This window comes from Sphingomonas sp. BK580, assembly GCF_014194975.1.
Taxonomy (GTDB): domain Bacteria; phylum Pseudomonadota; class Alphaproteobacteria; order Sphingomonadales; family Sphingomonadaceae; genus Sphingomonas.
Genome location: NZ_JACIAY010000002.1, coordinates 593,261 through 617,268 on the forward strand (window position 1 = coordinate 593,261; position 24,008 = coordinate 617,268).

A 24,008-nucleotide genomic window follows, 5' to 3' on the forward strand; every position below is an offset into this window, starting at 1 on the left:
CGCCGCATTATAACCCTTATGGCGCCGGATCGGGCAGGGAGCAACGTGTCGCGGCGGGACGGGGTGTTTTCCCCCGTCCGGCCGCCACACCGGAGAGCTTACCGTCGTCCCGGACTTGGCCCGGGATCCACTGTTCCGCGGGGGTCACGGCTCCCGGAGGTGCGGCTCGGCGGATCCCGGAGCGAGTCCGGGATGACGGGAACGGGGCGCGAGGCGGGCATGGCAAAGCGCTCGCGGCCCCTCCGCCTCTCCGCGCCTCCGCGTCAAGCCTCACCCCCTCCCGGGCTCACCCCGCCAGCGCCGCCTTCACCAGCGCGCTCGCCTTGCTCATGTCGAGCGTGCTGGCGTGGCGCGCCTTCAGCTCGGCCATCACGCGGCCCATGTCCTTCATGCCGCCCGCGCCCAGCTCAGCCTTGATCGTCTCGATCGCGGCGCGGGTCTCGTCCTCGCTCATCTGCTGCGGCAGGAAGCGCTCGATCACCGCCACCTCGGCCTGCTCCGCCGCGGCCAGCTCGGGGCGGCCGCCCTGCTCGTACATCGCGATCGACTCGCGGCGCTGCTTCACCATCTTCTGCAGCACCTCGACCACGACCGCGTCGTCGTCCGCCGGCGCCGCGCCGGTGCGCAGCTCGATGTCGCGATTCTTCACCGCCGCCTGGATCAGCCCGATGGTGGCGCGCGCCTCCTTGTCGCCCGCCTTCATCGCCGCGATCTGCGCGGCCTTGATGTCGTCCCGAATCATACCCGTGTCCTTAACCGATTGACGCGTCCGGCGCGCGTCTCTAGCGGGCGGGGCTTAGCGACATTGCCGACCCACACAAGGAGTGCCCGCCTGCCATGGCCGACGCCACGTTTCCGCACGCGCCCAGACCGGATGGAGCGACGGGCGTCCTCGTCCTCGCCAGCGGCGAGGTGGCGTGGGGCCGCGGCTTCGGCGCGACCGGCCAGGCGGTGGGCGAGGTGTGCTTCCACACCGCGATGACGGGTTACCAGGAGATCATGACCGATCCGAGCTTCGCCGGTCAGATCATCACCTTCACCTTCCCGCACATCGGCAACGTCGGGGCGAACCCCGACGACGTCGAGGCCGACAACCCGCACGCGCTCGGCATGATCGTGCGCGAGGATCCGACCGCGCCGAGCAACTTCCGCGCGATGGAGGATCTCGCCGGCTGGATGGAGCGGCACGCGCGCGTCGGGCTGGCGGGCGTGGACACGCGCGCGCTGACGCGGCGGATCCGCGGCGGCGGGGCGCCGACCGGCGTGGTGGCGCACGCGCCCGACGGCGCGTTCGACCTCGACCTGCTGCTCAAGCTGGCGCGCGGCTGGCCCGGGCTGGAGGGGATGGATCTCGCCAAGGACGTGACGCGCGAGACGCACGGCAGCTGGGAGGGCGGCATCTGGCGGCTCGGCTTCGGCTACGAGGGCGCCGGCGAGGGCGCGCGGCCGCACGTGGTCGCGGTGGACTACGGCAGCAAGTTCAACATCTTCCGTAACCTCGTTCAGGCCGGGGCGAAGGTGTCGGTGGTGCCCGCGACGGCGACCTTCGAGGAGATCATGGCGCTCGCACCCGATGGCATCTTCCTCTCCAACGGCCCCGGCGATCCCGCCGCCACGGGGGAGTATGCCGTGCCGGTGATCCGTCGGCTGCTCGACACCGGCAAGCCGCTGTTCGGCATCTGCCTCGGCCACCAGCTGCTCGCGCTGGCGGTGGGGGCGCGGACGACCAAGATGTTCCAGGGCCATCGCGGCGCCAACCATCCCGTCAAGCGGCTCAGCGACGGCGCGGTCGAGATCACCAGCATGAACCACGGCTTCGCGGTCGAGCGTGAGACGTTGCCGGCCAACGCGCGCGAGACGCACGTGTCGCTGTTCGACGGCAGCAACGCCGGGCTCGAGCTGACCGACCGGCCCGCGTTCAGCGTGCAATATCACCCTGAGGCGAGCCCGGGCCCGCAGGACAGCCTCTATCTGTTCGAGCGGTTCGTGGAAGCGCTGCGCCCGGCCTGACGCCGCGCCGCGACGACATAGCGGGCGGCCGGCGGCGCCGTCGCCCGAGACAAGAAGCCTTGAAGGCAGGACCTGACGCATGCCCAAACGCACCGACATCTCCTCGATCCTCGTCATCGGCGCGGGGCCGATCATCATCGGCCAGGCGTGCGAGTTCGACTATTCCGGCACGCAGGCGATCAAGGCGCTCAAGGAGGAGGGCTATCGCATCGTCCTCGTCAACTCGAACCCGGCGACGATCATGACCGATCCCGAGCTGGCCGACGCCACCTACGTGGAGCCGATCACCCCCGAGGTGGTCGCCACGATCATCGCCAAGGAGCGCCCCGACGCGGTGCTCCCGACCATGGGCGGGCAGACCGCGCTCAACACCGCGCTGGCGCTGTTCCGCGACGGCACGCTGGAGAGATACGGCGTCCAGATGATCGGCGCCGACGCCGAGGCGATCGACAAGGCCGAGGACCGGCTCAAGTTCCGCGACGCGATGGACAGGATCGGGCTGGAGAGCGCGCGCAGCCATATCGCCCACAGCGAGGCCGAGGCGCTCGGCGGGCTCGACAAGGTCGGGCTGCCCGCGATCATCCGCCCCAGCTTCACGCTCGGCGGCACGGGCGGGGGCGTCGCCTACAACCGCGAGGAGTTCCTCGAGATCGTCCGCAAGGGGCTCGACGCCTCGCCTACCACCGAGGTGCTGATCGAGGAATCGCTCCTCGGCTGGAAGGAATATGAGATGGAGGTGGTCCGCGACCACGCGGACAATTGCATCATCATCTGCTCGATCGAGAACATCGATCCGATGGGCGTCCACACCGGCGATTCGATCACGGTCGCGCCGGCGCTGACGCTGACCGACAAGGAATATCAGATCATGCGCAACGCCAGCATCGCGGTGCTGCGCGAGATCGGGGTCGAGACGGGTGGCTCCAACGTGCAGTTCGCGGTCAACCCGAAGGACGGGCGGCTCATCGTCATCGAGATGAACCCGCGCGTGTCGCGCTCCTCGGCGCTGGCGAGCAAGGCGACCGGCTTCCCGATCGCCAAGGTCGCCGCCAAGCTGGCGGTAGGCTACACGCTCGACGAGATCGAGAACGACATCACCGGCGCCACCCCGGCCTCGTTCGAGCCGACGATCGACTATGTCGTCACCAAGATCCCGCGCTTCGCCTTCGAGAAGTTCAAGGGCGCGCAGGCGACGCTGGGCACCGCGATGAAGTCGGTCGGCGAGGTGATGGCGATCGGGCGCAACATCCACGAGTCGATGCAGAAGGCGCTGCGCGGGCTGGAGACCGGCCTGTCGGGCTTCGACCGGGTCGAGCGGCTCGTCGGCGCGCCGCGCGCCGAGATCGAGGCCGCGCTCGCCGCGCCGACGCCCGACCGGCTGCTCGTCGCGGCGCAGGCGCTGCGCGAGGGCTTCACCGTCGCGGAGGTGCACGCCATCGCCAAGTACGACCCGTGGTTCCTCGAGCGGATCTCCGAGATCGTCGCCGCGGAGGCCGAGGTGATGACCCACGGCCTGCCGATCGACGCGCTCGGCATGCGCCGGCTCAAGGCGATGGGCTTCTCTGACAAGCGGCTCGCCTGGCTCGCGCTCCAGTCAGCCAACCTGCGCGGCATGGAGCGCGGCATCGCGCGCGGGTCGGGGCTGATCCACGAGGCGGTCAAGGCGATGACCGGCGGCGTGACCGAGGAGGAGGTGCGCGCGCGCCGCGTCAAGCTTGGCGTCCGCCCGGTGTTCAAGCGCATCGACACCTGCGCCGCCGAGTTCGAGGCCAAGACGCCGTACATGTACTCGACCTACGAGGCGCCGATGTTCGGCGAGCCAGAGAACGAGGCGCAGCCGAGCGACCGGCGCAAGATCGTGATCCTCGGCGGCGGGCCGAACCGGATCGGGCAGGGGATCGAGTTCGACTATTGCTGCTGCCACGCCTGCTTCGCGCTGGCGGAGCAGGGCTATGAGACGATCATGGTCAACTGCAACCCGGAGACGGTGAGCACCGACTATGACACCTCGGACCGGCTCTATTTCGAGCCGCTCACCGCCGAGGACGTGCTCGAGATCCTCCACGTCGAGCAGCAGTCGGGCGAGCTGGTCGGCGTGATTGTCCAGTTCGGCGGCCAGACCCCGCTCAACCTCGCGCGCGCGCTGGAGCAGGCGGGGATCCCGATCCTCGGCACCTCGCCCGACGCGATCGATCTCGCCGAGGACCGCGAGCGCTTCGCGGCGCTCGTCAACCGGCTCAAATTGCTCCAGCCCGCCAACGGCATCGCGCGCAGCCGCGAGGAGGCGCTCAACGTCGCCAACCGCATCGGCTACCCGGTGCTGATGCGGCCGAGCTACGTGCTCGGCGGGCGCGCGATGGAGATCGTCGACAGCGACCAGCAGCTCGAGGACTATATCCAGACCGCGGTGCAGGTCTCGGGCGACGCCCCGGTGCTGATCGACCAGTATCTGCGCGACGCGGTCGAGGTCGACGTCGACGCGATCTGCGACGGCGATCAGGTGGTCGTCGCGGGCGTGCTCCAGCACATCGAGGAGGCGGGGGTCCATTCGGGCGACAGCGCCTGCTCGATCCCGCCCTACTCGCTCGCGCCCGAGATCGTCGCGGAGATCGAGCGGCAGGCCGAGGCGCTGGCCGACGGCCTGTCGGTGCGCGGGCTGATGAACATCCAGTTCGCCGTGAAGGACGGGCTGGTCTATCTGATCGAGGTCAACCCGCGCGCCAGCCGGACGGTGCCGTTCGTCGCCAAGGCGATCGGTGCGCCGATCGCCAAGATCGCGGCGCGCGTGATGGCGGGCGAGAAGCTCGCCGACCTGCCGAGGATCGACCGCGACATCGACTATTTCGCGGTCAAGGAGGCGGTGTTCCCGTTCAGCCGCTTCCCCGGGATCGATCCGGTGCTGTCGCCCGAGATGAAGAGCACCGGCGAGGTGATGGGGATCGACCGCGACTTCACCACCGCCTTCGCCAAGTCGCAGCTCGGCGCCGGCACGGTGCTGCCGAGCCGCGGCGCGGTGTTCGTCAGCGTCAAGCCCGGCGACAAGGAGGCGATCGTGCCCGCGGTGCGCGCTCTGGTCGAGGCCGGCTTCGCGATCGTCGCCACCGCCGGAACGGCGGACCATCTCGAGCGTGCCGGGCTGCCGGTGGAGCGGATCAACAAGGTGGCGCAGGGGCGGCCGCACATCGTCGACCGCATCAAGGACGGCAAGATCGACCTGATCTTCAATACCACGGAAGGGTGGCAGAGCCTCAAGGACTCGCAGCCGATCCGTGCCTCGGCGGTCAACGGCAAGATCCCCTATTTCACCACCGCGTCGGCGGCGGTGCAGGCCGCGGCGGCGATCCGCGCCGGTGTCGCAGGCAATTCCGGGGGCAAGCTTGAAGTGCGTCCGTTGCAGGCCTATTATTCGCAGCCGCACAACTGATCCCCAGACAATCCGGATGGTGCGGGCGATCGCGACGACGCGATCGCTCGGGGGGTGTTATTCGAAGGATGGACGATGGCGACGGTCGAGAAGATGCCGATGCTGCAGGAGGGCTATGAGAAGCTGAACGCTGATCTCAAGCGCCTCAAGACCGAGCGCCCGCAGATCGTCGACGCGATCGAGGAAGCCCGCGCCCACGGCGACCTGTCGGAGAACGCCGAATATCACGCCGCCAAGGAGCGCCAGGGCCAGATCGAGGCGTCGATCGCCGACATCGAGGACAAGCTCAGCCGCGCGCAGATCATCGACCCGCGTGACCTGTCGGGCGACAAGATCGTGTTCGGCGCGACGGTCACGCTGATCGACGAGGACGACAAGCCGGTGCGCTATCAGATCGTCGGCCAGACCGAGGCCGACGCCAAGACCGGCCGCATCAGCTACAACTCGCCGCTCGGCCGCGCGCTGATCGGGCGCAGCGTCGACGACGAGGTCGAGGTCGCGGTGCCGGCGGGCGACCGCTACTACGTGGTGTCGAAAATCGAGTTTATCTGAGAAGCGCTGCTGCTCGTTGTCGCACTTCTAGCACTGCTCCGCACCGAACACTGGTCCCCCTCACTGTTCCCCGGCGAAAGCCGGGGCCCAGTTGGGGGACGCGGGTGAGTCTCACGACAGCCCTCCCCACCGGATCCCGGCGTCCACCGGGGAACAGCTCTTGTACGAAGGGCGCGATACCCGGGTGGGTGCCCTCAGCCCAGCCGCCGCGCCACCGCGACGAACTCCGCCACACTGACCGTCTCCGCGCGCCGTGTCGGATCGATCCCCTCCGCCTCGACCGCGGCGATCGCGCCGGGCACGCCGCGCAGGCTCTGCCGCAGCATCTTGCGCCGCTGCCCGAACGCTGCCGCGGTCAGCCGCTCGAGCGTATCCAGCCTTACGCCGTCCGGCGCGTCCTCGGGCGCGATATGGACCACCGCCGACATCACCTTGGGCGGCGGCGTGAAGGCCGAACGGTGCACCGGCATGGCGATGCGCGCGCTCGCGCGCCACTGCGCCAGCACCGCCAGCCGGCCGTAAGCGTCACCGCCGACCGGCGCGACGATCCGCTCCGCCACCTCGCGCTGGAACATCAGCGTGAGCGACTGCCACCACGGCCGCCACTCCGCCGAGAGCCAGCCGACCAGCAGCGCGGTGCCGACGTTGTAGGGCAGGTTCGAGACGATGTGCGGCGCGACCGTGAACAGCGCGCGCGCGTCGATCGCGGTGGCGTCGCCCTCGATCACGTCCAATTGCCCCGGATAGGCGGCGGCCAGCTCGGCCAAGGCGGGGATGCAGCGGCGGTCGCGCTCGATCGCGGTCACGCGCGCGCCCGCGGCGAGCAGCGCGCGCGTCAGCCCGCCCGGGCCGGGGCCGACCTCGAGCACCGCCGCGCCGGCGAGGTCGCCCGGCACGCGCGCGATGCGGCCGAGCAGCTGCGAATCGAACAGGAAGTTCTGTCCCAGCGCCTTGGATGCGTTGAGACCGTAGCGCGCGATCACGTCGCGCAGCGGCGGCAGCGCGACCGGCGCGGCCGCGTCGCTCACGTCGACGGGGCGCAGCGCGCGCGCTGGCGGGCCGCGGCGTCGGCCATCGCGATCGCCGCGATGGTCGCGCCGGGATGCGCGACGCCCTGTCCCGCGATGCCGAAGGCGGTGCCGTGGTCGGGCGAGGTGCGCACGATCGGCAGGCCGAGCGTGATGTTGACGCCATCGTCGAAGTGAAGCGTCTTGAGCGGCACCAGCGCCTGGTCATGGTAGCAGCACAACGCCGCATCATACTGCGCCCGCGCGCGCGCGTGGAACATCGTGTCGGCAGGGAAGGGGCCGCGCGCGTCGATCCCCTCGGCGACCAGCTGCTCGATCGCGGGGCGAAGAACGTCGATCTCCTCGCGCCCCATCGTGCCGTCCTCCCCCGCGTGCGGGTTGAAGCCCGCGAAGGCGAGCCGCGGCGCGGAGATACCGAAGTTGCGGGTCAGCCCGCGCGCGGTCACGCGCGCCTTGGCTACGATCAGCTCGACGCTCAGCAGCCCCGACACCGCGGCGAGCGCGACGTGGGTCGTGATCGGCACCACGCGCAGCCCCGGACCGGCGAGCATCATCACGGCATTGTCGCGGGCGATGCCGCAGCGCTCGGCGACGAACTCGGTCTGGCCCGGGTGCGTGAAGCCGACGCCGTAGAGCTGTGACTTGGACACCGGTCCGGTCACCAGGGCGCGTCCCGCACCCGAGCGCACCAGCCCGGCGGCGAGCTCCAGCGCATGGAGCGCGCAGCGTGCGCCGTCGGCGTCGGGCTGGCCAGGCACGATCTCGCCCGCGTCCTGCACGGTGAGCACCGGCAGCGCCTCGGCGAACACGCGATCGACCGCGGCAAGGTCGCTCACCGGCGCGATCGGACCGTCCCACACGCGCGCCACCGCGCGTACGTCGCCGACCGCGACGAAAGGGGGAAGGGCGCGCGACTCGCGCTCGACCCAGGCCTTGGCGATCGTCTCCGGCCCGATCCCCGCGGGATCCCCCATCGAGATCACGATCGGCTGGGTCACCCGGCGGTCCTCAGCGATACTCGATCACCGCGTCGCGGCGCAGGTCGCGGAGCGCCTGCTGCGCGCGCAGGTTGACGCGCTGCTGCTCGAGCTGGTTCTGCACCTGCTGCGCGCCGGGGAGCTGACCACCCTGCGCCTCGTCGCGGCCGCACAGCACCAGCGTACGGACGCCTTCGGTGGGCGAGCCGAACGGCGGGGTCGCCTGGCCGACCTGCAGGTTGACCATGATGCTCTGCAGCTGCGGCGGCAGGTCGCGGATGCGGATCGCGTCGTTGTTGACCACCTCCGCGTTGAGCGTCGCAGCGACCTTGTCGACCGAGCCGCAGCCCTGCAGCTTCTGGATCGCCTCCGCGAAGGCCGAGGTCCGTGCGGTCGCCTGCGCCTGGGTGGTGCCGGTGGGGAACTTGATCGTCAGCTGCTTGAGGCTGAGCCGCGAGTCGCGCGGGTCGGCGCTGCCGACGCGGCGCTTGTCGACCAGGTACAGGATCGAGAAGCCGCCCGGCGTGGCCACCGGTCCGGCGACCTGCCCGACCTGCATCGTCGTCGCCGCCTGCGCCAGCGCGTCGGGCAGCTGCGCGGCGCGCACCCAGCCGAGATCGCCGCCGACGCCGCGGGTCGAGGCCTCGGAGAAGTTGCGCGCGAAATAGGCGAATGGCGCCTTGCCCTGGCCGATCTGCGCGATCAGCTGGCGCGCGTTGGTGAAAACCTGCTCCTGCCGGTCGGGCGTGGCGGCGAGGTAGATCTCGTTGAGGTGGAACTCCTCGGTGCCCTTGGCCGCCTCGAGCCGGTCGAGGATCGCCTTCACCTCTTCGTCGCCGACGTTGACGAACGGCTCGACCCGCTTGCTGAGATAGCGGCTCCACGCCAGCTCGCCCTCGATCTGGCGCCGGATCGAGCGGTCCGACGAACCGCTCTCACGCAGGAAGGCGGCGAACTGCTCGGGCGTCTTGCCGAAGTTGCGCGCCACCCGGGCGAAGCTCTGGTCGATCTGGTCCTTGGTGATGGTGACGTCGGCGGTCTTGGCCTGCTGGATCTCCAGCGTCTCGTCGATCAGCTGACGCAGCACCTGGAGCTGGAGCCGATCGCGCTCCTGATCGGACAGTTTGACGTTATTGGCGGCGGCGATCAGCGCGACGCGCTGGTCGACGTCGGTGCGCGTGATCACCGCCTCGTTGACGATCGCGGTCGCCTTGCGGACGTTCGGGTCGACGTTGCCGAACACCTGCAGGTTGGCGGGCAGGCCGAGCCCGGTCGGGTCGACGCCCTGCGCCTCCTGCTCGGCGCCGTCCTGGTCCGCGGCGGTCTGCGCGATCGCCACGCCGGCCGTTCCCACCATCAGCAGCGCCGCCAGCAACCGGCGGGTCAGCGCCGCGCCCCTCGTCTTGGTCATCACGTGTGTCTCGAAATCCCTATCGCGTCGCCGCACGTCGATCGCTTCCACCACGGCTCCCGGACACCGGTCGCGGACGACCGGTCCTGCCCGGAGCGAACTGAACAGGGGCTTAGCGGCCGAGGTTCTTGAAGGAAAGCGTCAACAGGTAACTGTCGCCGCGGCGGGCATCGCCGACGGTGCGATAGTCGCGCTTCCACGTCAGACCCAGTTCGAGACAATCGTCCTGATAGGCCACGCCGAGGCGATGGCGGATCGGCGTGAAGCCGTCCGCCTGCGACAGCGGGTCCTCGGCGCGGTCGGTGAGGTCGACGACCGCCGAGCCCCACAACGACCAGAAGCGCGCGAAGGCGACGCGCCCGCCGGCGCGGACTTCCTCGCGGTCCTGCAGATCCTCCAGCTCGGTGATGTCGCGGTTGAGGCGGAGATAGCCGAGGGTCGCGTAGGTCCGGCGCGAGCCGATCGTGGCGTCGAGCTCGTTGCGCCGTACCGCGAAGCTGCCCTTGTCGAGCCGATAGCGGTGCGTGAGCGTGACGAACTCGCCGATCCGCACGTTGGTGCGTCCGACGATGTCGGAGAAGCGGTCGGACAGGCCGGTGCCGTCGGGCAGGATGCTCGGCCGCGAGTTGAGCCGGTAGCTCTGGCCGACGTTGGTGGTGATCGCGACGCCGGGGAGATCGAGCGACCAGTCCGCGCCGTAGGTCACCCGGCTCGAATCCTCCCACCGGTCGTAGCCGGGGAAGCGATTGAGCGCGAAGAGGTTGGAGTCCTCCAGGTCGACCGCGCGCGCGTCCTCGTTGGGCACCTGGATGTTGCGCGTGCGCGGCGTGGCGACGACCTGGACCCGCGGCGAGAAGCGCTGCAGGCCGCCGAACAGCTCCCCGACGAAGGGCCAGCGCACGTCCGCCGCGAGCGCGCCGATCGCGCGCGTCTGAAAGCCCTCGACGCCACGATACTGGTCGACCACCGTCGCCGCCGTGTCGTCCGAATTGTAGGCGTCGCCGCGGGCATAGGCGGTGAGCGTCACTTCCTGGCCCATCACGGTGACGCCGCGCCAGTCCCAGCGCGCGCTGGCGAACGCGCGCTGCGTGTCCTGCCCCGCCTTGCGCCCGATCGCGAGCGTGTTGAACTGGAGCTGGAGCACGCCGCCGAGCGGCGCGTCGGTGAGGCGGCGGCGATAATCCAGCTCGGGCAGCGCCACCGGCTGCATGCCCTGGCGATCGCCGACGCGGAGCGTCTGCACCGCCCAGCCGGCGAGCGACAGATAGCTGTCCGTGTCGATCCGCTCGAGCGCGACCGTGGTGCGCAGACGGTCGTCGTTGGAGATGTCGTAGCGGCGCAGGAAGGTGCGGTCGGTGACGATCCGCATCGAGCCCGAGATGCTCCAGTTCGGATCGAGCTGGAAGCGCCCGCTGCCATCGAGATAGCCGCGGAAGGCACGCGTCGTGTCCGAGGTGAAGCCGCTCGACAGGTCGTCGCTGCGTCGGCTGCTCGTGGCATAGCCCGCGATCGAATAGGCGCCGAGCTCGTCGACCGCGCTGTATCGCGCCTCGAGCATCGGCACCTCGGACGAGAACAGGTGCGGCGCGATGACGAGCGAGCGGCTCGGGCCGAGCGCGACGTTGAACGGCAGCACCAACTCGGCGCCGTTGAGCCGGGTGAGGCCGATCGACGGGGTGAGCAGACCGGTGTCGTTGCTCTGCGCGACCGAGTGGCTGAAGCGAGGCAGGGACGGGCTGGTCAGGCCGAACAGATGGAAGCGCGCGCCCTGGTAGGATACGCGCTGGCGGTCGGCGTCATAGGTTACCTTGACCGCGGTGATCTTCCACGCCGGTTCCTTGGGGCAGCCGTCCGAGTCGGTCACCGCGCAGGGCGAATAGACCGCACGGTCGAGATTGTAGATGCCGCTCGGCTCGCGCGTGCCGCGCACCGCGGCGAGCCGGCCGCCCTGCTCGAGCACCACCAGCAGATTGTCGACCACGCCGTCGCGCAGCGTGTCGGTCAGCTCGATCGAGTCGCCATAGGCGATGTCCCCCTCGGGGTTCGTCACGGCGACGTTGCCGGTGGCGACCACCTTGCCGGTCTTGCGATTCCACACGACCCGCTCGGCGCGCAGGCGATCCGCCGCGCGCGTCATCCGCACCTCGCCGGTCGCGGTCACGACGTCGGCATCGGTATCATATTCGAGCGTGGCGGCGCTGAACTGCACCTGCTCGGTCTCGGTCGTCGCCCCCGGCGCCGACGACGACGCGGCCGGCGCGGCGGGTGCGCCCGGTGCCTGCGCCGCGGCCGGGGCGGTGGCGAGCAGCCACAGCGCGCCGCCGGCGAGAAGATCGTTACGCGTCACGTCGCTTCCGTTGCACCCCCGCGCGCGCGGCCGGGATGGCGACGGCGCAACGCCGCCCTATCGCATCGCGCACGCGCGGCTGCAACGCTTTGCCAGTTCACGCGCTCGGCCTTATTCAACGCGCATGATCGAGAAGGACAGTCGCATGAAGATCGCGTTCGCCGCCACCCGCCCCGACACCGCCCCCGCCGCGGGGGAGGTGCTGGCGCTGCCGGTACAGAAGGGTGGCGGCACCGCCGGGCTGGTGGAGGGCGCCGACGTCCTCCTCGCCGCGGCAGCGACGGGCCAGCGCTTCGACGGCGAGGCGGGCGGCGTCGCCGAGCTGTTCGTCCCCGCCGAGGCTGGCGCGCGCCGCGTGCTGCTGCTCGGCGTCGGCGCGGGTGACGATGCCGCCTACGAGCGCGCGGGCGGGGCGCTGACGGCGCGGCTGCTCACCAGCGGCGTCACCGCGGCCGTCGCCGACCTCAGCGGCGCGGCGCCGCTGGCGGCGGCACGCTTCGCGGCTGGCGCGGCGCAGCGCGCGTGGCGCTTCGACGAGTATCGCACCAAGCTCGCCGACAAGCAGAAGCCCACCCTCGCGACGCTCACCGTCGTGGGCAGCGACGCGGCGTGGCGCGACCGCGCCGCGGTGACCGACGGGGTCGCGCTCGCCCGCCTCCTGGCCACGCTGCCGCCCAACATCCTCTACCCCGAGACCTTCGTCGAGCGCGTCCTCGCCGCGGTGGACGGGCTGGGCCTGGAGGTGACGGTGCTGACCGAGGCCGAGATGCGCGAGCTCGGCATGGGCGCGCTGCTCGGCGTCAGCCAGGGCTCTACCCGCGACGCGCGCGTCCTCGCGCTGCGCTGGACCGGCGCGGATGAGGGCGCGCCGCTGACCGCGCTGGTCGGCAAGGGAGTGACCTTCGACACCGGCGGCATCTCGATCAAGCCGGCGGCGGGGATGGAGGACATGAAGTGGGACATGGGCGGCGCCGCCGCGGTGGCGGGTGCCATGCTCGCGCTGGCGAAGCGCGGCGCCAAGGCCAATGTCATCGGCGTCATGGGGCTGGTCGAGAACATGCCCGACGGCAACGCGCAGCGGCCGGGCGACGTCGTCACCACCATGTCGGGCCAGACCGTGGAGGTGATCAACACCGACGCGGAAGGGCGGCTGGTGCTGTGCGACTGCCTCACCTGGGTGCAGCGCGAGCACAAGCCGACGCGGATCGTCGACCTCGCGACGCTGACGGGCGCGATGATCGTCAGTCTCGGCAACGAATATGGCGGTCTCTTCAGCAACGACGACGCGCTGGCCGACGCGCTGCTCGCCGCCGGGCGCGCCTCGGGTGATCAGCTGTGGCGCTTCCCGCTCGCCGACGCCTACGACCGGCTGATCGACTCGCCGATCGCCGACGTGAAGAACGTCGGGCCGCGCGGCGCCGGCTCGATCACCGCGGCGCAGTTCCTCCAGCGCTTCGTCGACGCGGGCGTCGCCTGGGCGCACCTCGACATCGCGGGCATGGTCTGGGCCGACAAGGACGGGCCGACCTGGGCCAAGGGCGCCACCGGCTATGGCGTGCGCGTGCTCGACCGCTTCGTCGCGGACGCCTGCGAGGCGTGAGCCCGGTGGCGGGCGATCCGAGCGGGCGGACGGTGCAGGTGGACTTCTACCACCTGACCCGCATGCCGCTCGAGCGCGCGCTGCCGCAGGTGGCCGAGAAGGTGGTGGCGAACGGCGCGCGGCTGCTGATCGTCGCCGCCGAGGAGGAGCAGCGGCTGGCGCTCGACCGGCTGCTGTGGAGCTACGCGCCCGCCAGCTTCCTGCCACACGCGCGGCTGGGCGGCAGCGACGACCAGCGCCAGCCGGTGCTGATCGCGGGCACGCTCGACGCCGCCAACGGCGCGCGCCACGTCGCGCTGGTAGATGGGGAGTGGCGCGAGGACGCGCTCGACTTCGAGCGCGTGTTCCACTTCTTCGCCGAGGATCAGATCGCGCCCGCGCGCGCGGCATGGAAGGCGCTGGCGGACCATCCCGGCGTGGCGCGGCGCTACTGGAAACAGAACGAGAGCGGGCGCTGGGAGCAGGCGGCGTAGCGCTTGCCTAGCGCCGCGCCCCCGCCTAGGGGAGCGCCACTTTCCCTATCTCTCAGCAGGAGCCCGTGACCGTCATGGCCGCGAACCGTACCTTCTCGATCATCAAGCCCGACGCGACGCGTCGCAACCTGACCGGCGCCGTCACCAAGATGCTCGAGGAGGCGGGGCTCCGCGTCGTCGCGTCCAAGCGGATCCAGATGACCAGGGAGCAGGCCGAGGGCTTCTACGCCGTCCACAAGGAGCGGCCGTTCTTCGGCGACCTGGTCAGCTTCATGATCTCGGGACCGGTGGTCGTCCAGGTGCTCGAGGGCGAGAACGCGGTGCAGCGCAACCGCGACATCATGGGCGCGACCAACCCGGAGAACGCCGCGCCGGGCACGATCCGCAAGGAGCTGGCCGAGTCGATCGAGGCGAACTCGGTGCACGGCTCGGACTCGGACGAGAATGCCGCGATCGAGATCGCGTACTTCTTCAAGCCGGAAGAGATCGTCGGCTGAGATGACGGCGCCGGCGTGGCGACTGCGCCGCGCCGGCGCGACGGACTCGGATGCGCTCGCGCTGGTGGCGGGCGCGACCTTCCTCGAGGCGTTCGCGGGCGTGCTCGACGGTGCCGATATCGTCACCCACGTCGCGCGCAACAGCAGCGCGGCGGCGTTCGCGCGCTATCTCGCCGCGGGCGCGCTGGCGACGTTGGCCGAGGTCGAGCCCGGCGCGGCGCCGGTCGGCTACACCCTGCTCACCCCGCCCGACCTGCCGGTGGCACCGCTGCGGGGTGACATCGAGCTCAAGCGGATCTACGCGCTGGCGCCGTACCACGGCACCGGGCTGGGCGCGGCACTGATCGCGCGCGCGCTCGACGACGCGCGCGCGAGCGGGTGCCGTCGTATGTTGCTCGGCGTGTACGGCGGCAACCGGCGCGCGCATCGCTTCTACGAAAAGCACGGCTTCGCGGTGGTGGGCGAGCGTCGCTTCCTGGTCGGCGCGACCTGGCACGACGATCGCGTCTACGGGCGGACGATGTAGGTCGCGCCACACGTTACGCAGCGCCGTCGTTGCGAGCGTCGCGCCCTTTCGCGGCGTCATCCCGAACTCGTTACAGGATCCACCGCGCCGCCAGACAAGCTCAGGACGATCGCGGTGGGCGGGAAAGGACGCTTCCGCTCGCTGGCCGTCGCCCTACGCCACTCGACCCTCCCGCCAGCTCCCCTCCCGCACGAAGCGCGCCAGCTCCTCGGGATACAGCCGGTGCTCCGCCGCCAGCACCCGCTCGGCGAGCGTGTCGGGCGTGTCGCCCGGCTCGATCGGCACCTCCGCCTGGCCGAGCACCGCGCCGCCGTCGAGTTCCTCGGTGACGACGTGGACCGAGCAGCCCGCGACCGCGTCGCCCGCCGCGATCGCGCGCGCGTGTGTGTCGAGACCCTTGTACTTAGGCAGCAGCGAGGGATGGATGTTGACGATCCGCCCGCGCCAGCGCGCGACGAGATCGTCCGACAGCAGGCGCATGTAGCCCGCCAGCGCGATCACCTGGACGCCCGCCGCGCGCAGTGCCGCGTCGAGCGCCGCCTCATAGGCTGGCTTGCCGATACCGCGCGGTGACAGCGCGAAGGTCGCCAGCCCCTGCTCGCGCGCCCAGGCGAGCCCCGCCGCCTCGGGCTTGTCCGAGGCGACCAGCGCGATCTCGTATGCGTGGCCGGCCGCCGCGGCGAGCGAGCGCATGTTTGACCCGCGGCCCGAGACCAGCACCGCCACGCGCACCGGCGCGCTCATGCGCGGTGAGTCGCGGTCCAGTCGGCGCGCGCGCTCCACGTCTCGGTCGAGCCCGAGACGGTGCAGCCGCGCTCGCCCGCCTCGATCCGCCCGATCGTGTGGACCGTCTCGCCCGCGTCGCGGAGCGCCGCGGCGACGGCATCGGCCTGATCCGCGCCGACCACCACCGCCATGCCGATGCCGCAGTTGAAGGTGCGCGCCATCTCTTCCGGCTCGATCGCGCCCTGCGCCTGGAGGAAGGCCATCAGCCGCGGCTGCTCCCAGGCGTCGGCGTCGACCATCGCGTGCGTCCCGGCGGGCAGCACGCGCGGGATGTTCTCGAGCAGTCCGCCGCCGGTGATATGCGCCAAACCCTTGATCCTGTGGGCGCGCAGCAGCGGCAGCAGGCTCGCGACATAGATTCGCGTCGGCGCCATCAGGTGATCGATGAGCAGCTTGTCGGGGTCGAACAGCGCCGGGCGGTCGAGCTTCCACGCCTTGTCGGCGGCGAGGCGGCGCACCAGCGAGAAGCCGTTGGAGTGGACGCCCGAGGAAGCGAGGCCGAGGATGACGTCGCCCGACGCGATCGTCGTGCCGGTGAGCACGTCGCCGCGCTCGACCGCGCCGACGCAGAAGCCGGCGAGATCATAGTCGCCCTCGGCGTACATGCCCGGCATCTCCGCGGTCTCGCCGCCGATGAGCGCGCAGCCGGCGATGCGGCAGCCCTCCGCGATCGAGGCGACCACTCGCTCCGCGACCGCGGTGTCGAGCCGGCCGGTCGCGTAATAGTCGAGGAAGAACAGCGGCTCGGCGCCCTGAACGATCAGGTCGTTGGCGCACATCGCCACCAGGTCGATGCCGACGCCCTCGTGCCGCTGCCACTCGATCGCGAGCTTCAGCTTGGTGCCGACGCCATCGTTGGCGGCGACCAGCAGCGGGTCGGTGAAGCCCGCCGCGCGCAGGTCGAAGAAGCCGCCGAAGCCGCCCAGGTCGGCGTCGGCGCCGGCGCGGCGGGTGGCGCGGGCCAGCGGGGCGATGGCGCGGACCAGCGCGTTGCCGGCGGCGATCGAGACCCCGGCCTGCTCGTAGGTGTAGCCTTCGTTGCTCATGGCGACGCGCCTAGCCACATCGCGCTTGGATTTCCACGCCTGCTTCGCCAAAAGACGCGCGACATGCGACGCCTCCCCGTCATCATCGCCGCCGTGGCCGCGGGCGCGCTCGGCGCCGCCGCCGTCGTCGCGCAGATCGAGGGCGGCGACCGCGGCGTCGCCGCCGTGGACAGCTCGGACGACTTCGAGGTCAGCGGCGTGCGCGTCGACGTCTCGGGACCCAACGCCGAGGCGGCGCGGCTCGCCGGCTGGCGCGAGGCGCAGCGCAAGGGCTTCACTCAGCTCGCGCAGCGGCTCGGCGCGGGCGAGCGGACGCTGCCCGACGGCGCGCTCGACTCGGTCGTGTCGAGCATCGTCGTCGAGCAGGAGCAGATCGGGCCCAGCCGCTACATCGCGCGCCTCGGCCTGCTGTTCGATCGCGCGCGCACCGCCGCGCTGCTCGGCGTCTCGGCTTATGTCGAGCGCTCGCCGCCGTTCGTCGTCGTGCCGGTGCAATGGGCGACGGGGGTCGGCACCGCGTTCGAGCAGCGGACGCTCTGGCAGGAAGCATGGGCGCGTTTCCGCACCGGCGGCAGCACGATCGACTATGTCCGGCCGAGCGGCACAGGGCCCGATCCGCTGCTGCTCAACGTCGGCGAGACACAGCGCCCCGACCGCGGCTGGTGGCGTGCCGTGCTCGACCAATATGGGGCGAGCGACGTGCTGATGCCGACCGCGCGGTTGACGCGTAAGTGGCCGGGCGGGCCGGTGGTGGGCAGTTTCGAGGCGCGCTACGGCCCCGATCATCGCCTGCTGCGCGGCTTCACGCTGCGCGTCGGGAGCGCGCGCGGCATACCCGCGCTGCTCGACGAGGCAGTGCGTCGGCTCGACTCGATCTACCAGGAGGCGCTGCGCGGCGGCGCGCTCGACCCGGACAGCGGGCTCAACCCGATCATGCCCGAGGCGATCCCGACCCCCATCGATCTCACCGACGCTTTCGCCGACCTGACCGCGCCGACGGCGGTCACCAGCAGCATCACGGTGCAGTTCGACACCCCCGACGCGGGCGCGGTGACCGGCACCGAGGGCGCGCTGCGCGGGGTGCCCGGCGTTGCCTCGGCGGCGACGACCAGCCTCGCGCTCGGCGGCGTCTCGCTGATGGCGGTGAGCTACGCGGGCACGCCCGAGGCCTTCCGCGCGGCGATGGAGGCGCGCGGCTGGCAGGTGTTCGGCAGCGGCACGACGCTGCGGATCCGGCGCGCGCCGCCCGGCGCGACGCCCGCGGCGCCAGCGCCCGCCGCCGCGCCGCCGCGCGGACCGGCGGGATGAGTCAATTCGCGCTGCCGCTGGCGTTGCCCATCGACGCGCGCGACGCCGAGTTCCTCGTCACCGACTCCAACGCCGCCGCGGTGCGGCTGCTCGATCACTGGGCCACCTGGCCGGTGCGCACCGCGATCGTCGCCGGCCCGCCGCGCTCGGGGCGCACGCTGCTGGGGCAGATCTTCGCGGCGCGCTCGGGCGGTTATCTCATCGACGATGCCGAGACCCGCGAGGAGGAAGCGCTGTTTCACGCCTGGAACCGGGCGCAGGACGAGCGGCGCCCGCTGCTGCTGCTCGCCGCGGCGCTGCCGCCCGCCTGGGCGATCGCGCTGCCCGACCTGCGCACGCGCCTCGCCGCCAGCCCGGCGGCGACGATCGGCGCGCCCGATGACGCGCTGGTGCGCGCGCTGCTCGAGCGGGGCTTCGCGCGCCGTCACCTCGACGCGCGGCCCGAGTTGATCGCCTGGCTCGCCGCGCGGGTCGAGCGGAGTCATGCCGCTGTCATCGATGCTATAGAGAGACTGGACCGCGCCGCGCTGGCGGGTCGGCGCCGACTGTCGATCCCGCTGGCGCGCGAAACCCTCCAGCCCGACGCGGCGTTGACCGCGCAGAGCGACGATCCATGACTCGACCGATCACCATCGCCCGCATCGACGCCGAGGACGTGCTCGACGACCCGTTCGTCGACCGCGACGGCGGGCGCTACTTCAACCGTGAGCTGTCGTGGCTGTCGTTCAATCGCCGCGTGCTGGAGGAGGCGTGCAACCGCGCCCACCCGCTGCTCGAGCGGCTGCGTTTCCTCGCCATCTCGGGGGCGAACCTCGACGAGTTCTTCATGGTGCGCGTCGCCGGTCTCAAGGGCCAGCAGCTCCAGGACGTCGAGGCGCGCTCGGCCGACGGGCTGACGCCGGGCCAGCAGCTCGCCGCGATCGTCGCGGAGGCTGACTCGCTGATGGCGAGCCAGCAGACCGTGTGGGGCGAGATCCGTGCCGAGCTGAACGACGCGGGTATCGCGGTGCTCGGCAGCCATGCGCTCGCCACCGCGCTGGACGCCGAGCAGCAGGCGTGGCTCGAGACCCACTTCCACGAACAGCTCTTCCCGGTGATCACGCCGCAGGCGCTCGACCCGGCGCACCCGTTTCCCTTCCTGCCCAATCGCGGCATGGCGGTGATGTTCGACCTCATGCGGCGCTCGGACAAGGAGCCGATCCGCGAGCTGGTGATGCTGCCGGCGGCGATGCCGCGCTTCGTCCGCGTGCCGGGCGAGGGCGCGCGCTATGTCGCGACCGAGTCGATCCTCAAGCGCTTCGCGCCCGCGCTCTTCCCCGGCTATGACGTGCTCGGCGCGGCCGAGTTCCGGCTGCTGCGCGACAGCGACATCGAGATCGAGGAAGAGGCGGAGGACCTCGTCCGCTACTTCGCCAACGCCATCAAGCGCCGCCGTCGCGGCCGCGTGATCCGTCTCGAGCTCGAGACCGGCATGCCCGACACGCTCGCCGCGGTGCTGCGCGACGAGCTCGGCGGCGCCGACGCCATCGTCACCGAGACGGGCTCGTTCCTCGGCATCGGCGACCTCTCGCTGCTCGCGGACGAGGACCGGCCCGACCTCAAGTTCGTCCCGTTCACGCCGCGTTTCCCCGAGCGTATCCGCGAGTTCGGCGGGGACTGTTTCGCCGCGATCCGCGCCAAGGACATCGTCGTCCATCACCCCTATGAGACGTTCGACGTCGTGCTGGCCTTCCTCAAGCAGGCAGCGAACGATCCCGACGTGGTCGCGATCAAGCAGACGCTGTACCGCGCGGGCAAGCAGTCGGCGGTGATCAGCGCGCTGATCGCCGCGGCCGAGGCGGGCAAGTCGGTCACCGCGGTGGTCGAGCTCAAGGCGCGCTTCGACGAGGAGCAGAACCTGCAATGGGCCAGCGCGCTGGAGCGCGCCGGCGTGCAGGTCGTCTACGGCTTCATCGACTGGAAGACGCACGCCAAGGTGGCGATGGTGGTGCGGCGCGAGGGACAGCAGTTCCGCACCTATTGTCACTTCGGGACGGGCAACTACCATCCCGTGACGGCGCGGATCTACACCGACCTCAGCTTCTTCACCGCCGATCCGCGCGTCGGGCGCGATGCGGCGCGGTTGTTCAACTATATCACTGGTTACGTCGAGCCGGGCGACATGGAGAAGGTGGTGCTCAGCCCGCGCGACCTGCGCGACCGGCTGATGCAGGACATCGACCGCGAGATCGCGCACGCGCGCGCCGGCCGCCCCGCCGCGGTCTGGGCCAAGATGAACTCGCTGGTCGACCCCACGATCATCGAGAAGCTCTACGAGGCGAGTAGCGCGGGGGTCGAGATCGACCTGATCGTGCGCGGGATCTGCTGCCTCAAGCCGCGCGTGCCCGGCATGTCCGACAACATCCGCGTCAAGTCGGTGGTGGGTCGCTTCCTCGAGCACAGCCGCATCGCCGCCTTCGGCAACGGCGCCGCGCTGCCCAATGACGCGGCGCTCGTCTATATCTCCAGTGCCGACTGGATGCCGCGCAACTTCGACCGGCGAGTCGAATATCTGCTGCCGATCGACAACGAGACGGTGCACGATCAAGTGCTCGACCAAGTGATGGTGGCCAATCTGATCGACAATGAGCAGAGCTGGGAGCTGCAGCCCGACGGCAGCTACGTGCGCGTGGAGCCGGGGGACAAGCCCTTCAACCTTCACCGCTACTTCATGGTCAACCCGTCGCTCTCCGGACGCGGCGCCGCGCTCGACGGCGACGAGGTGCCGGTGCTGTCGCTGCGGCGGCGGCGTTGAGGCTGCTGCCGTCGCGGCGCGGCGCTCGCGCCGGCGCGACCGACACGAGCGAGACGAGCGACCCGCCGCGGACCGCGATCATCGATATCGGCTCGAACTCGATCCGGCTGGTCGTCTACCAAGGCCCGCCGCGGCTGCCCTCAATCCTCTTCAACGAGAAGGTGCTCGCCGGACTCGGGCGCAGCCTGGCGCAGTCGGGCAGGATCGACGAGCAGGCGATGGCCGCCGCCGGTACCGCGCTCGAGCGCTTCGCCGCGCTGGCGCGCGCGATGGAGGTGACGCGGCTGCGCACCGTCGCCACCGCGGCGGTGCGCGACGCCGACAATGGCGCCGACCTGATCGCGGTGGCGGAGGCGGCCGGCCTGGCCGTCGAGACGCTACCCGGCGAGAAAGAGGCGGAGGCGGCGGGGCTGGGGGTGCTCTCCGGCATCCCCGAGGCGGACGGCATCGTCGGCGACCTGGGCGGCGGCAGCCTCGAGCTGGTGCGCGTGCGCGGCGGCGCACTGCACGAGCGCGCTTCCTTCCCGCTCGGCGTGCTGCGCATCGGCGCGCTGCGCGAGCGGAACCTGCTCGACAAGCGGGTAGCCGCCCTGCTCGCCGCGGGCGGCTGGGACGGGGCGGGGCGGGGCACGCCGCTGTACCTTGTCGGCGGCTCGTGGCGCTCGCTCGCGCGGCTCGACATGGTGGTCACGCACTACCCGCTGCCGGTGATCCACCAATATGGCATGTCCGCCGAGACGATCGCGCGACTGCGGCGCACGCTGGCGCATGTCAGCAAGGCGCGACTGCGCGAGATCCCCGGCATCTCGGGCGGGCGCGTGCCGACGCTCAGCGACGCCGCCGCGCTGCTCGCCGCGGTGCTGCGGCATCTCGGCAGCACCCAGACGATCGTCTCGGCCTACGGGCTGCGCGAGGGGCTCCTCTACGACGAACTCAGCGCGGACGAGCGCGCGCTCGATCCTCTCGTGGTGGCGACGCGCGAGGAGGGCCGCGTGAGCGGGCGTTTCGCCGAGCATGGCGACCTGCTCGACGCGTGGATCGCGCCGCTGTTCGCGGGCGAGGACGCGGGCGACGCCCGGCTTCGCACCGCCGCCTGCCACCTCGCCGACGTCGGCTGGCGCGCCAACCCGGATTTCCGCGCCGAGCGTGGCCTGGAGATCGCGCTGCACGGCAACTGGGTCGGGATCGACGCGCGCGGCCGCGCGATGCTGGGTCAGGCGTTGTGGACCGGCATGGGCGGCGCGGTGACCCCGCCACCGCCGCTGACGTTGCTCGCGGACGAGCCGTCGCTCAAGCGTGCCGCCGCGTGGGGCACGGCGATGCGGCTGGGGCAGCGGCTCAGCGGCGGCGTGGCAGGGCCGCTGGCGCGCTCCTCGCTCCGCGTCGAGGCGGGCGAGTTGGTGGTGACGCTGACGGGCGATGACGCCGCGCTTTATGGCGAGACGGTGCAGAAGCGCCATAAGGCGCTGGCGCAGGCGCTGGGTTTGCAGCCGCGGCTGGGGTGAGAGGAGAGGCGGTCACTTCAGCCTCTTCGTGAGCCCGGACCTGGCCCGGGACCCGCCGGGCCGGCAGCGTCGCCGGCCGCTGAGGTGGCGGCAACGTGGATCCCGGGCCAAGTCGGGTCCAAAGGCGCGAGCCCCCTCAGCCGCAGCTCAGTCTGACGATCGTACCCCGCGCGTCGGTCTCCACGTTGAGCCGATCGGCGCGGTAATCCATCGTCAGCGCATCGCCCGTGGCGTAGCGCCGAACCGTGCGCGCGCGGCTCAGCCGCTGCGCCTCCGCCATCGACGCGTCCGCCGACCGCCCGACGAGCGCCGCCGCTGCCCCAGCGTCGCAGCGCGCGCCCGGTGCTTCGCCGCCCGCGACCGGCGCGGCAGCCACGGGTGTCGCCATCTTGGGCGCGCAGCCCGCCAGCGCGACCAGCACGACAGCTGCGAGCGCGGCGCGGCTCATGCCGCCTCCGTCCGCGTCATCTTGAGCTTGCCGCCCTGCACCGCGAAGCCGAGCCGTCCCTCCACGAGGTCGAGCGCGTCATGGCCGAACTGGTCGTAGCGCCAGCCCTGCAGGATCTGCAGCCCATGGCGTTGCCCAGCGGCGAGCGCCTCGAGCTCGTCGCCGCGCGCGAGCAGCCGCGGGGCGACGTCGATGTCGCGCGCGCGGATCTTGAGCAGCAGCTTGAGCAGGTCAGCCACCAGCGCGCCCTCGCGCCCGAGCCCGGGCTTGCGGTCCTCGCGCGGCGGCATCTCGGCCTCGGGCAGCGGCGCGGCCGAGTCTATCGCCGCCATCAACCGCGCGCCGATGTCGTTGCCAGCCCAGGTCTGCGACAGGCCGCGCACCTTGGCGAGGTCGACCTGCTTGCGCGGCGGGTGGCTGGCGAGATCGGCGATCGTCTCGTCCTTGACGATGCGGCCGCGCGGCAGGTCCTTGGCCTGCGCCTCCAACTCGCGCCAGCGCGCGATCGCCTTGAGCCGTCCGAGCACCTCGGGCTTGCGGCTCGACACGCGGACGCGCTTCCACGCCACGTCGGGGTCGTTGGCGTAATTGGCCGGGTCGGCGAGCCGCTCCATCTCCTGGTCGAGCCACGCGCCACGCCCGGTCTTGCGCAGCCGCTCCAGCATCTTGGGGAAGATCGCGGCGAGATGCGTGACGTCGCCGATGGCATATTCGATCTGGCGCGCGTCGAGCGGGCGGCGCGCCCAGTCGGTGAAGCGGGCGCCCTTGTCGACCGAGATGCCGAGCCAGCTGTCGACGAGGTTGGAATAGCCGATCTGCTCGCCCTGGCCGAGCGCCATCGCCGCCACCTGCGTGTCGAACAGAGGGTGCGGGGTCTTGCCGGTGAGATTGTAGATGATCTCGATGTCCTGCCCGCCGGCGTGGAAGACCTTGAGCACGTCCTCATTGTCCACCAGCAGGGCGAGCAGCGGCGCGAGGTCGATGCCCGGCGCCATCGGGTCGATCGCGGCGGCCTCCTCGGTGTCGGCGATCTGGATCAGGCAGAGCTCCGGGTAATAGGTGCTCTCGCGCATGAACTCGGTGTCGACCATCACATAGGGCGCCTCGCTGAGGCGGGTGCAGAGATTGGCCAGCGTCGCGCTGTCGGTGATCAGGGGGTGAACGTGCATAAGCGCCTGCCCATAGCCGGGCAGGCGCGGGTTGACAAAGAGGGTAATGACGCGAGAGGGCGGCGACCATCCGACAACCGCCGTCGCGGCGCGTCGCCGGCCGCCGT

At 71.3% G+C, this 24,008-nt stretch carries 20 protein-coding genes; 11 read left to right on the forward strand and 9 right to left on the reverse strand.

The annotated features are described in order from the left end of the window. Positions 1 to 286: 286 nt before the first annotated feature. Positions 287 to 742: a GatB/YqeY domain-containing protein gene (locus FHY05_RS06130; RefSeq protein ID WP_183943476.1), complete on the reverse strand. Its 456-nt coding sequence runs from the start codon at positions 740 to 742 to the stop codon at positions 287 to 289. A 95-nt stretch (positions 743 to 837) separates the two neighbouring features. Between FHY05_RS06130 and carA the strand changes: the two genes are divergently transcribed. The 3 genes from carA (at position 838) to greA (ending at position 5,986) form a co-directional block, all read left to right on the forward strand. After that, positions 838 to 2,010, forward strand: coding sequence for a glutamine-hydrolyzing carbamoyl-phosphate synthase small subunit (gene carA, locus FHY05_RS06135; RefSeq protein WP_183943477.1), 1,173 nt, complete (start codon positions 838 to 840; stop codon positions 2,008 to 2,010). 79 nt (positions 2,011 to 2,089) lie between these two features. Further along, a complete protein-coding gene (carB, locus tag FHY05_RS06140) occupies positions 2,090 to 5,434 on the forward strand; it encodes a carbamoyl-phosphate synthase large subunit (RefSeq protein WP_183943478.1) in 3,345 nt (1,114 codons plus the stop codon). Positions 5,435 to 5,509: 75 nt separating this feature from the next. After that, the gene (gene greA, locus FHY05_RS06145) at positions 5,510 to 5,986 is read left to right on the forward strand and encodes a transcription elongation factor GreA (protein ID WP_132907901.1); all 477 of its coding nucleotides are present in this window, start codon (positions 5,510 to 5,512) and stop codon (positions 5,984 to 5,986) included. Between the two features lie 194 nt (positions 5,987 to 6,180). Here the strand turns inward: greA and rsmA are convergent, their stop codons facing one another. The 4 genes from rsmA to FHY05_RS06165 form a co-directional block, all read right to left on the reverse strand. Then, positions 6,181 to 7,014 (reverse strand): 16S rRNA (adenine(1518)-N(6)/adenine(1519)-N(6))-dimethyltransferase RsmA, encoded by an 834-nt coding sequence (rsmA, locus tag FHY05_RS06150; protein ID WP_311732382.1) that lies wholly within the window; start codon positions 7,012 to 7,014, stop codon positions 6,181 to 6,183. Further along, a complete protein-coding gene (gene pdxA / locus FHY05_RS06155; protein ID WP_221191055.1) occupies positions 7,011 to 7,988 on the reverse strand; it encodes a 4-hydroxythreonine-4-phosphate dehydrogenase PdxA in 978 nt (325 codons plus the stop codon). Before pdxA ends, rsmA begins: the two co-directional genes overlap by 4 nt. Before the next feature lie 34 nt (positions 7,989 to 8,022). Continuing rightward, the gene (locus FHY05_RS06160) at positions 8,023 to 9,402 is read right to left on the reverse strand and encodes a peptidylprolyl isomerase (protein ID WP_183943480.1); all 1,380 of its coding nucleotides are present in this window, start codon (positions 9,400 to 9,402) and stop codon (positions 8,023 to 8,025) included. Between the two features lie 112 nt (positions 9,403 to 9,514). After that, positions 9,515 to 11,749, reverse strand: coding sequence for an LPS assembly protein LptD (locus FHY05_RS06165; RefSeq protein WP_311732383.1), 2,235 nt, complete (start codon positions 11,747 to 11,749; stop codon positions 9,515 to 9,517). A gap of 145 nt (positions 11,750 to 11,894) precedes the next feature. Here FHY05_RS06165 and FHY05_RS06170 point away from each other — a divergent pair, with 145 nt between their 5' ends. The 4 genes from FHY05_RS06170 (at position 11,895) to FHY05_RS06185 (ending at position 14,845) form a co-directional block, all read left to right on the forward strand. Next, positions 11,895 to 13,349 carry a leucyl aminopeptidase gene (locus FHY05_RS06170; RefSeq protein ID WP_183943481.1) on the forward strand — a complete coding sequence of 485 codons (1,455 nt, stop codon included), beginning with the start codon at positions 11,895 to 11,897 and terminating at the stop codon, positions 13,347 to 13,349. A gap of 32 nt (positions 13,350 to 13,381) precedes the next feature. After that, a complete protein-coding gene (locus tag FHY05_RS06175; protein WP_183943581.1) occupies positions 13,382 to 13,822 on the forward strand; it encodes a DNA polymerase III subunit chi in 441 nt (146 codons plus the stop codon). A 74-nt stretch (positions 13,823 to 13,896) separates the two neighbouring features. Then, the gene (gene ndk / locus FHY05_RS06180; protein ID WP_183943482.1) at positions 13,897 to 14,319 is read left to right on the forward strand and encodes a nucleoside-diphosphate kinase; all 423 of its coding nucleotides are present in this window, start codon (positions 13,897 to 13,899) and stop codon (positions 14,317 to 14,319) included. A gap of 1 nt (position 14,320) precedes the next feature. Continuing rightward, on the forward strand, positions 14,321 to 14,845 hold the full coding sequence (locus FHY05_RS06185) for a GNAT family N-acetyltransferase (RefSeq protein ID WP_183943483.1): 525 nt from the start codon (positions 14,321 to 14,323) through the stop codon (positions 14,843 to 14,845). A 153-nt stretch (positions 14,846 to 14,998) separates the two neighbouring features. On the opposite strand, the gene purN is transcribed toward FHY05_RS06185, so the two are convergent. Both purN and purM read right to left on the reverse strand, forming a co-directional pair. After that, positions 14,999 to 15,589 carry a phosphoribosylglycinamide formyltransferase gene (gene purN / locus FHY05_RS06190; RefSeq protein ID WP_183943484.1) on the reverse strand — a complete coding sequence of 197 codons (591 nt, stop codon included), beginning with the start codon at positions 15,587 to 15,589 and terminating at the stop codon, positions 14,999 to 15,001. Continuing rightward, entirely contained in the window at positions 15,586 to 16,677 is a 1,092-nt protein-coding gene (gene purM / locus FHY05_RS06195) for a phosphoribosylformylglycinamidine cyclo-ligase (RefSeq protein ID WP_183943485.1), read from the reverse strand. The genes purN and purM overlap by 4 nt, the downstream gene beginning before the upstream one ends. 63 nt (positions 16,678 to 16,740) lie before the next feature. On the opposite strand from purM, the gene FHY05_RS06200 reads away from it, so the two are divergent. From FHY05_RS06200 to FHY05_RS06215, 4 genes are read left to right on the forward strand one after another with little or no spacing between them, the layout of a single operon-like run. Next, positions 16,741 to 17,985 carry a heavy-metal-associated domain-containing protein gene (locus tag FHY05_RS06200; protein ID WP_183943486.1) on the forward strand — a complete coding sequence of 415 codons (1,245 nt, stop codon included), beginning with the start codon at positions 16,741 to 16,743 and terminating at the stop codon, positions 17,983 to 17,985. After that, positions 17,982 to 18,602, forward strand: a complete 621-nt coding sequence (locus tag FHY05_RS06205) for an HdaA/DnaA family protein (RefSeq protein ID WP_183943487.1) — start codon at positions 17,982 to 17,984, stop codon at positions 18,600 to 18,602. The genes FHY05_RS06200 and FHY05_RS06205 overlap by 4 nt, the downstream gene beginning before the upstream one ends. Continuing rightward, positions 18,599 to 20,779, forward strand: a complete 2,181-nt coding sequence (locus FHY05_RS06210; protein WP_183943488.1) for an RNA degradosome polyphosphate kinase — start codon at positions 18,599 to 18,601, stop codon at positions 20,777 to 20,779. Before FHY05_RS06205 ends, FHY05_RS06210 begins: the two co-directional genes overlap by 4 nt. Before the next feature lie 5 nt (positions 20,780 to 20,784). Further along, positions 20,785 to 22,284, forward strand: coding sequence for a Ppx/GppA family phosphatase (locus FHY05_RS06215; protein WP_260181278.1), 1,500 nt, complete (start codon positions 20,785 to 20,787; stop codon positions 22,282 to 22,284). A 136-nt stretch (positions 22,285 to 22,420) separates the two neighbouring features. Here the strand turns inward: FHY05_RS06215 and FHY05_RS06220 are convergent, their stop codons facing one another. Next, positions 22,421 to 22,732, reverse strand: a complete 312-nt coding sequence (locus FHY05_RS06220) for an I78 family peptidase inhibitor (protein WP_183943489.1) — start codon at positions 22,730 to 22,732, stop codon at positions 22,421 to 22,423. Next, entirely contained in the window at positions 22,729 to 23,901 is a 1,173-nt protein-coding gene (gene rnd / locus FHY05_RS06225; RefSeq protein ID WP_183943490.1) for a ribonuclease D, read from the reverse strand. The genes FHY05_RS06220 and rnd overlap by 4 nt, the downstream gene beginning before the upstream one ends. Between the last annotated feature and the right edge of the window lie 107 nt (positions 23,902 to 24,008).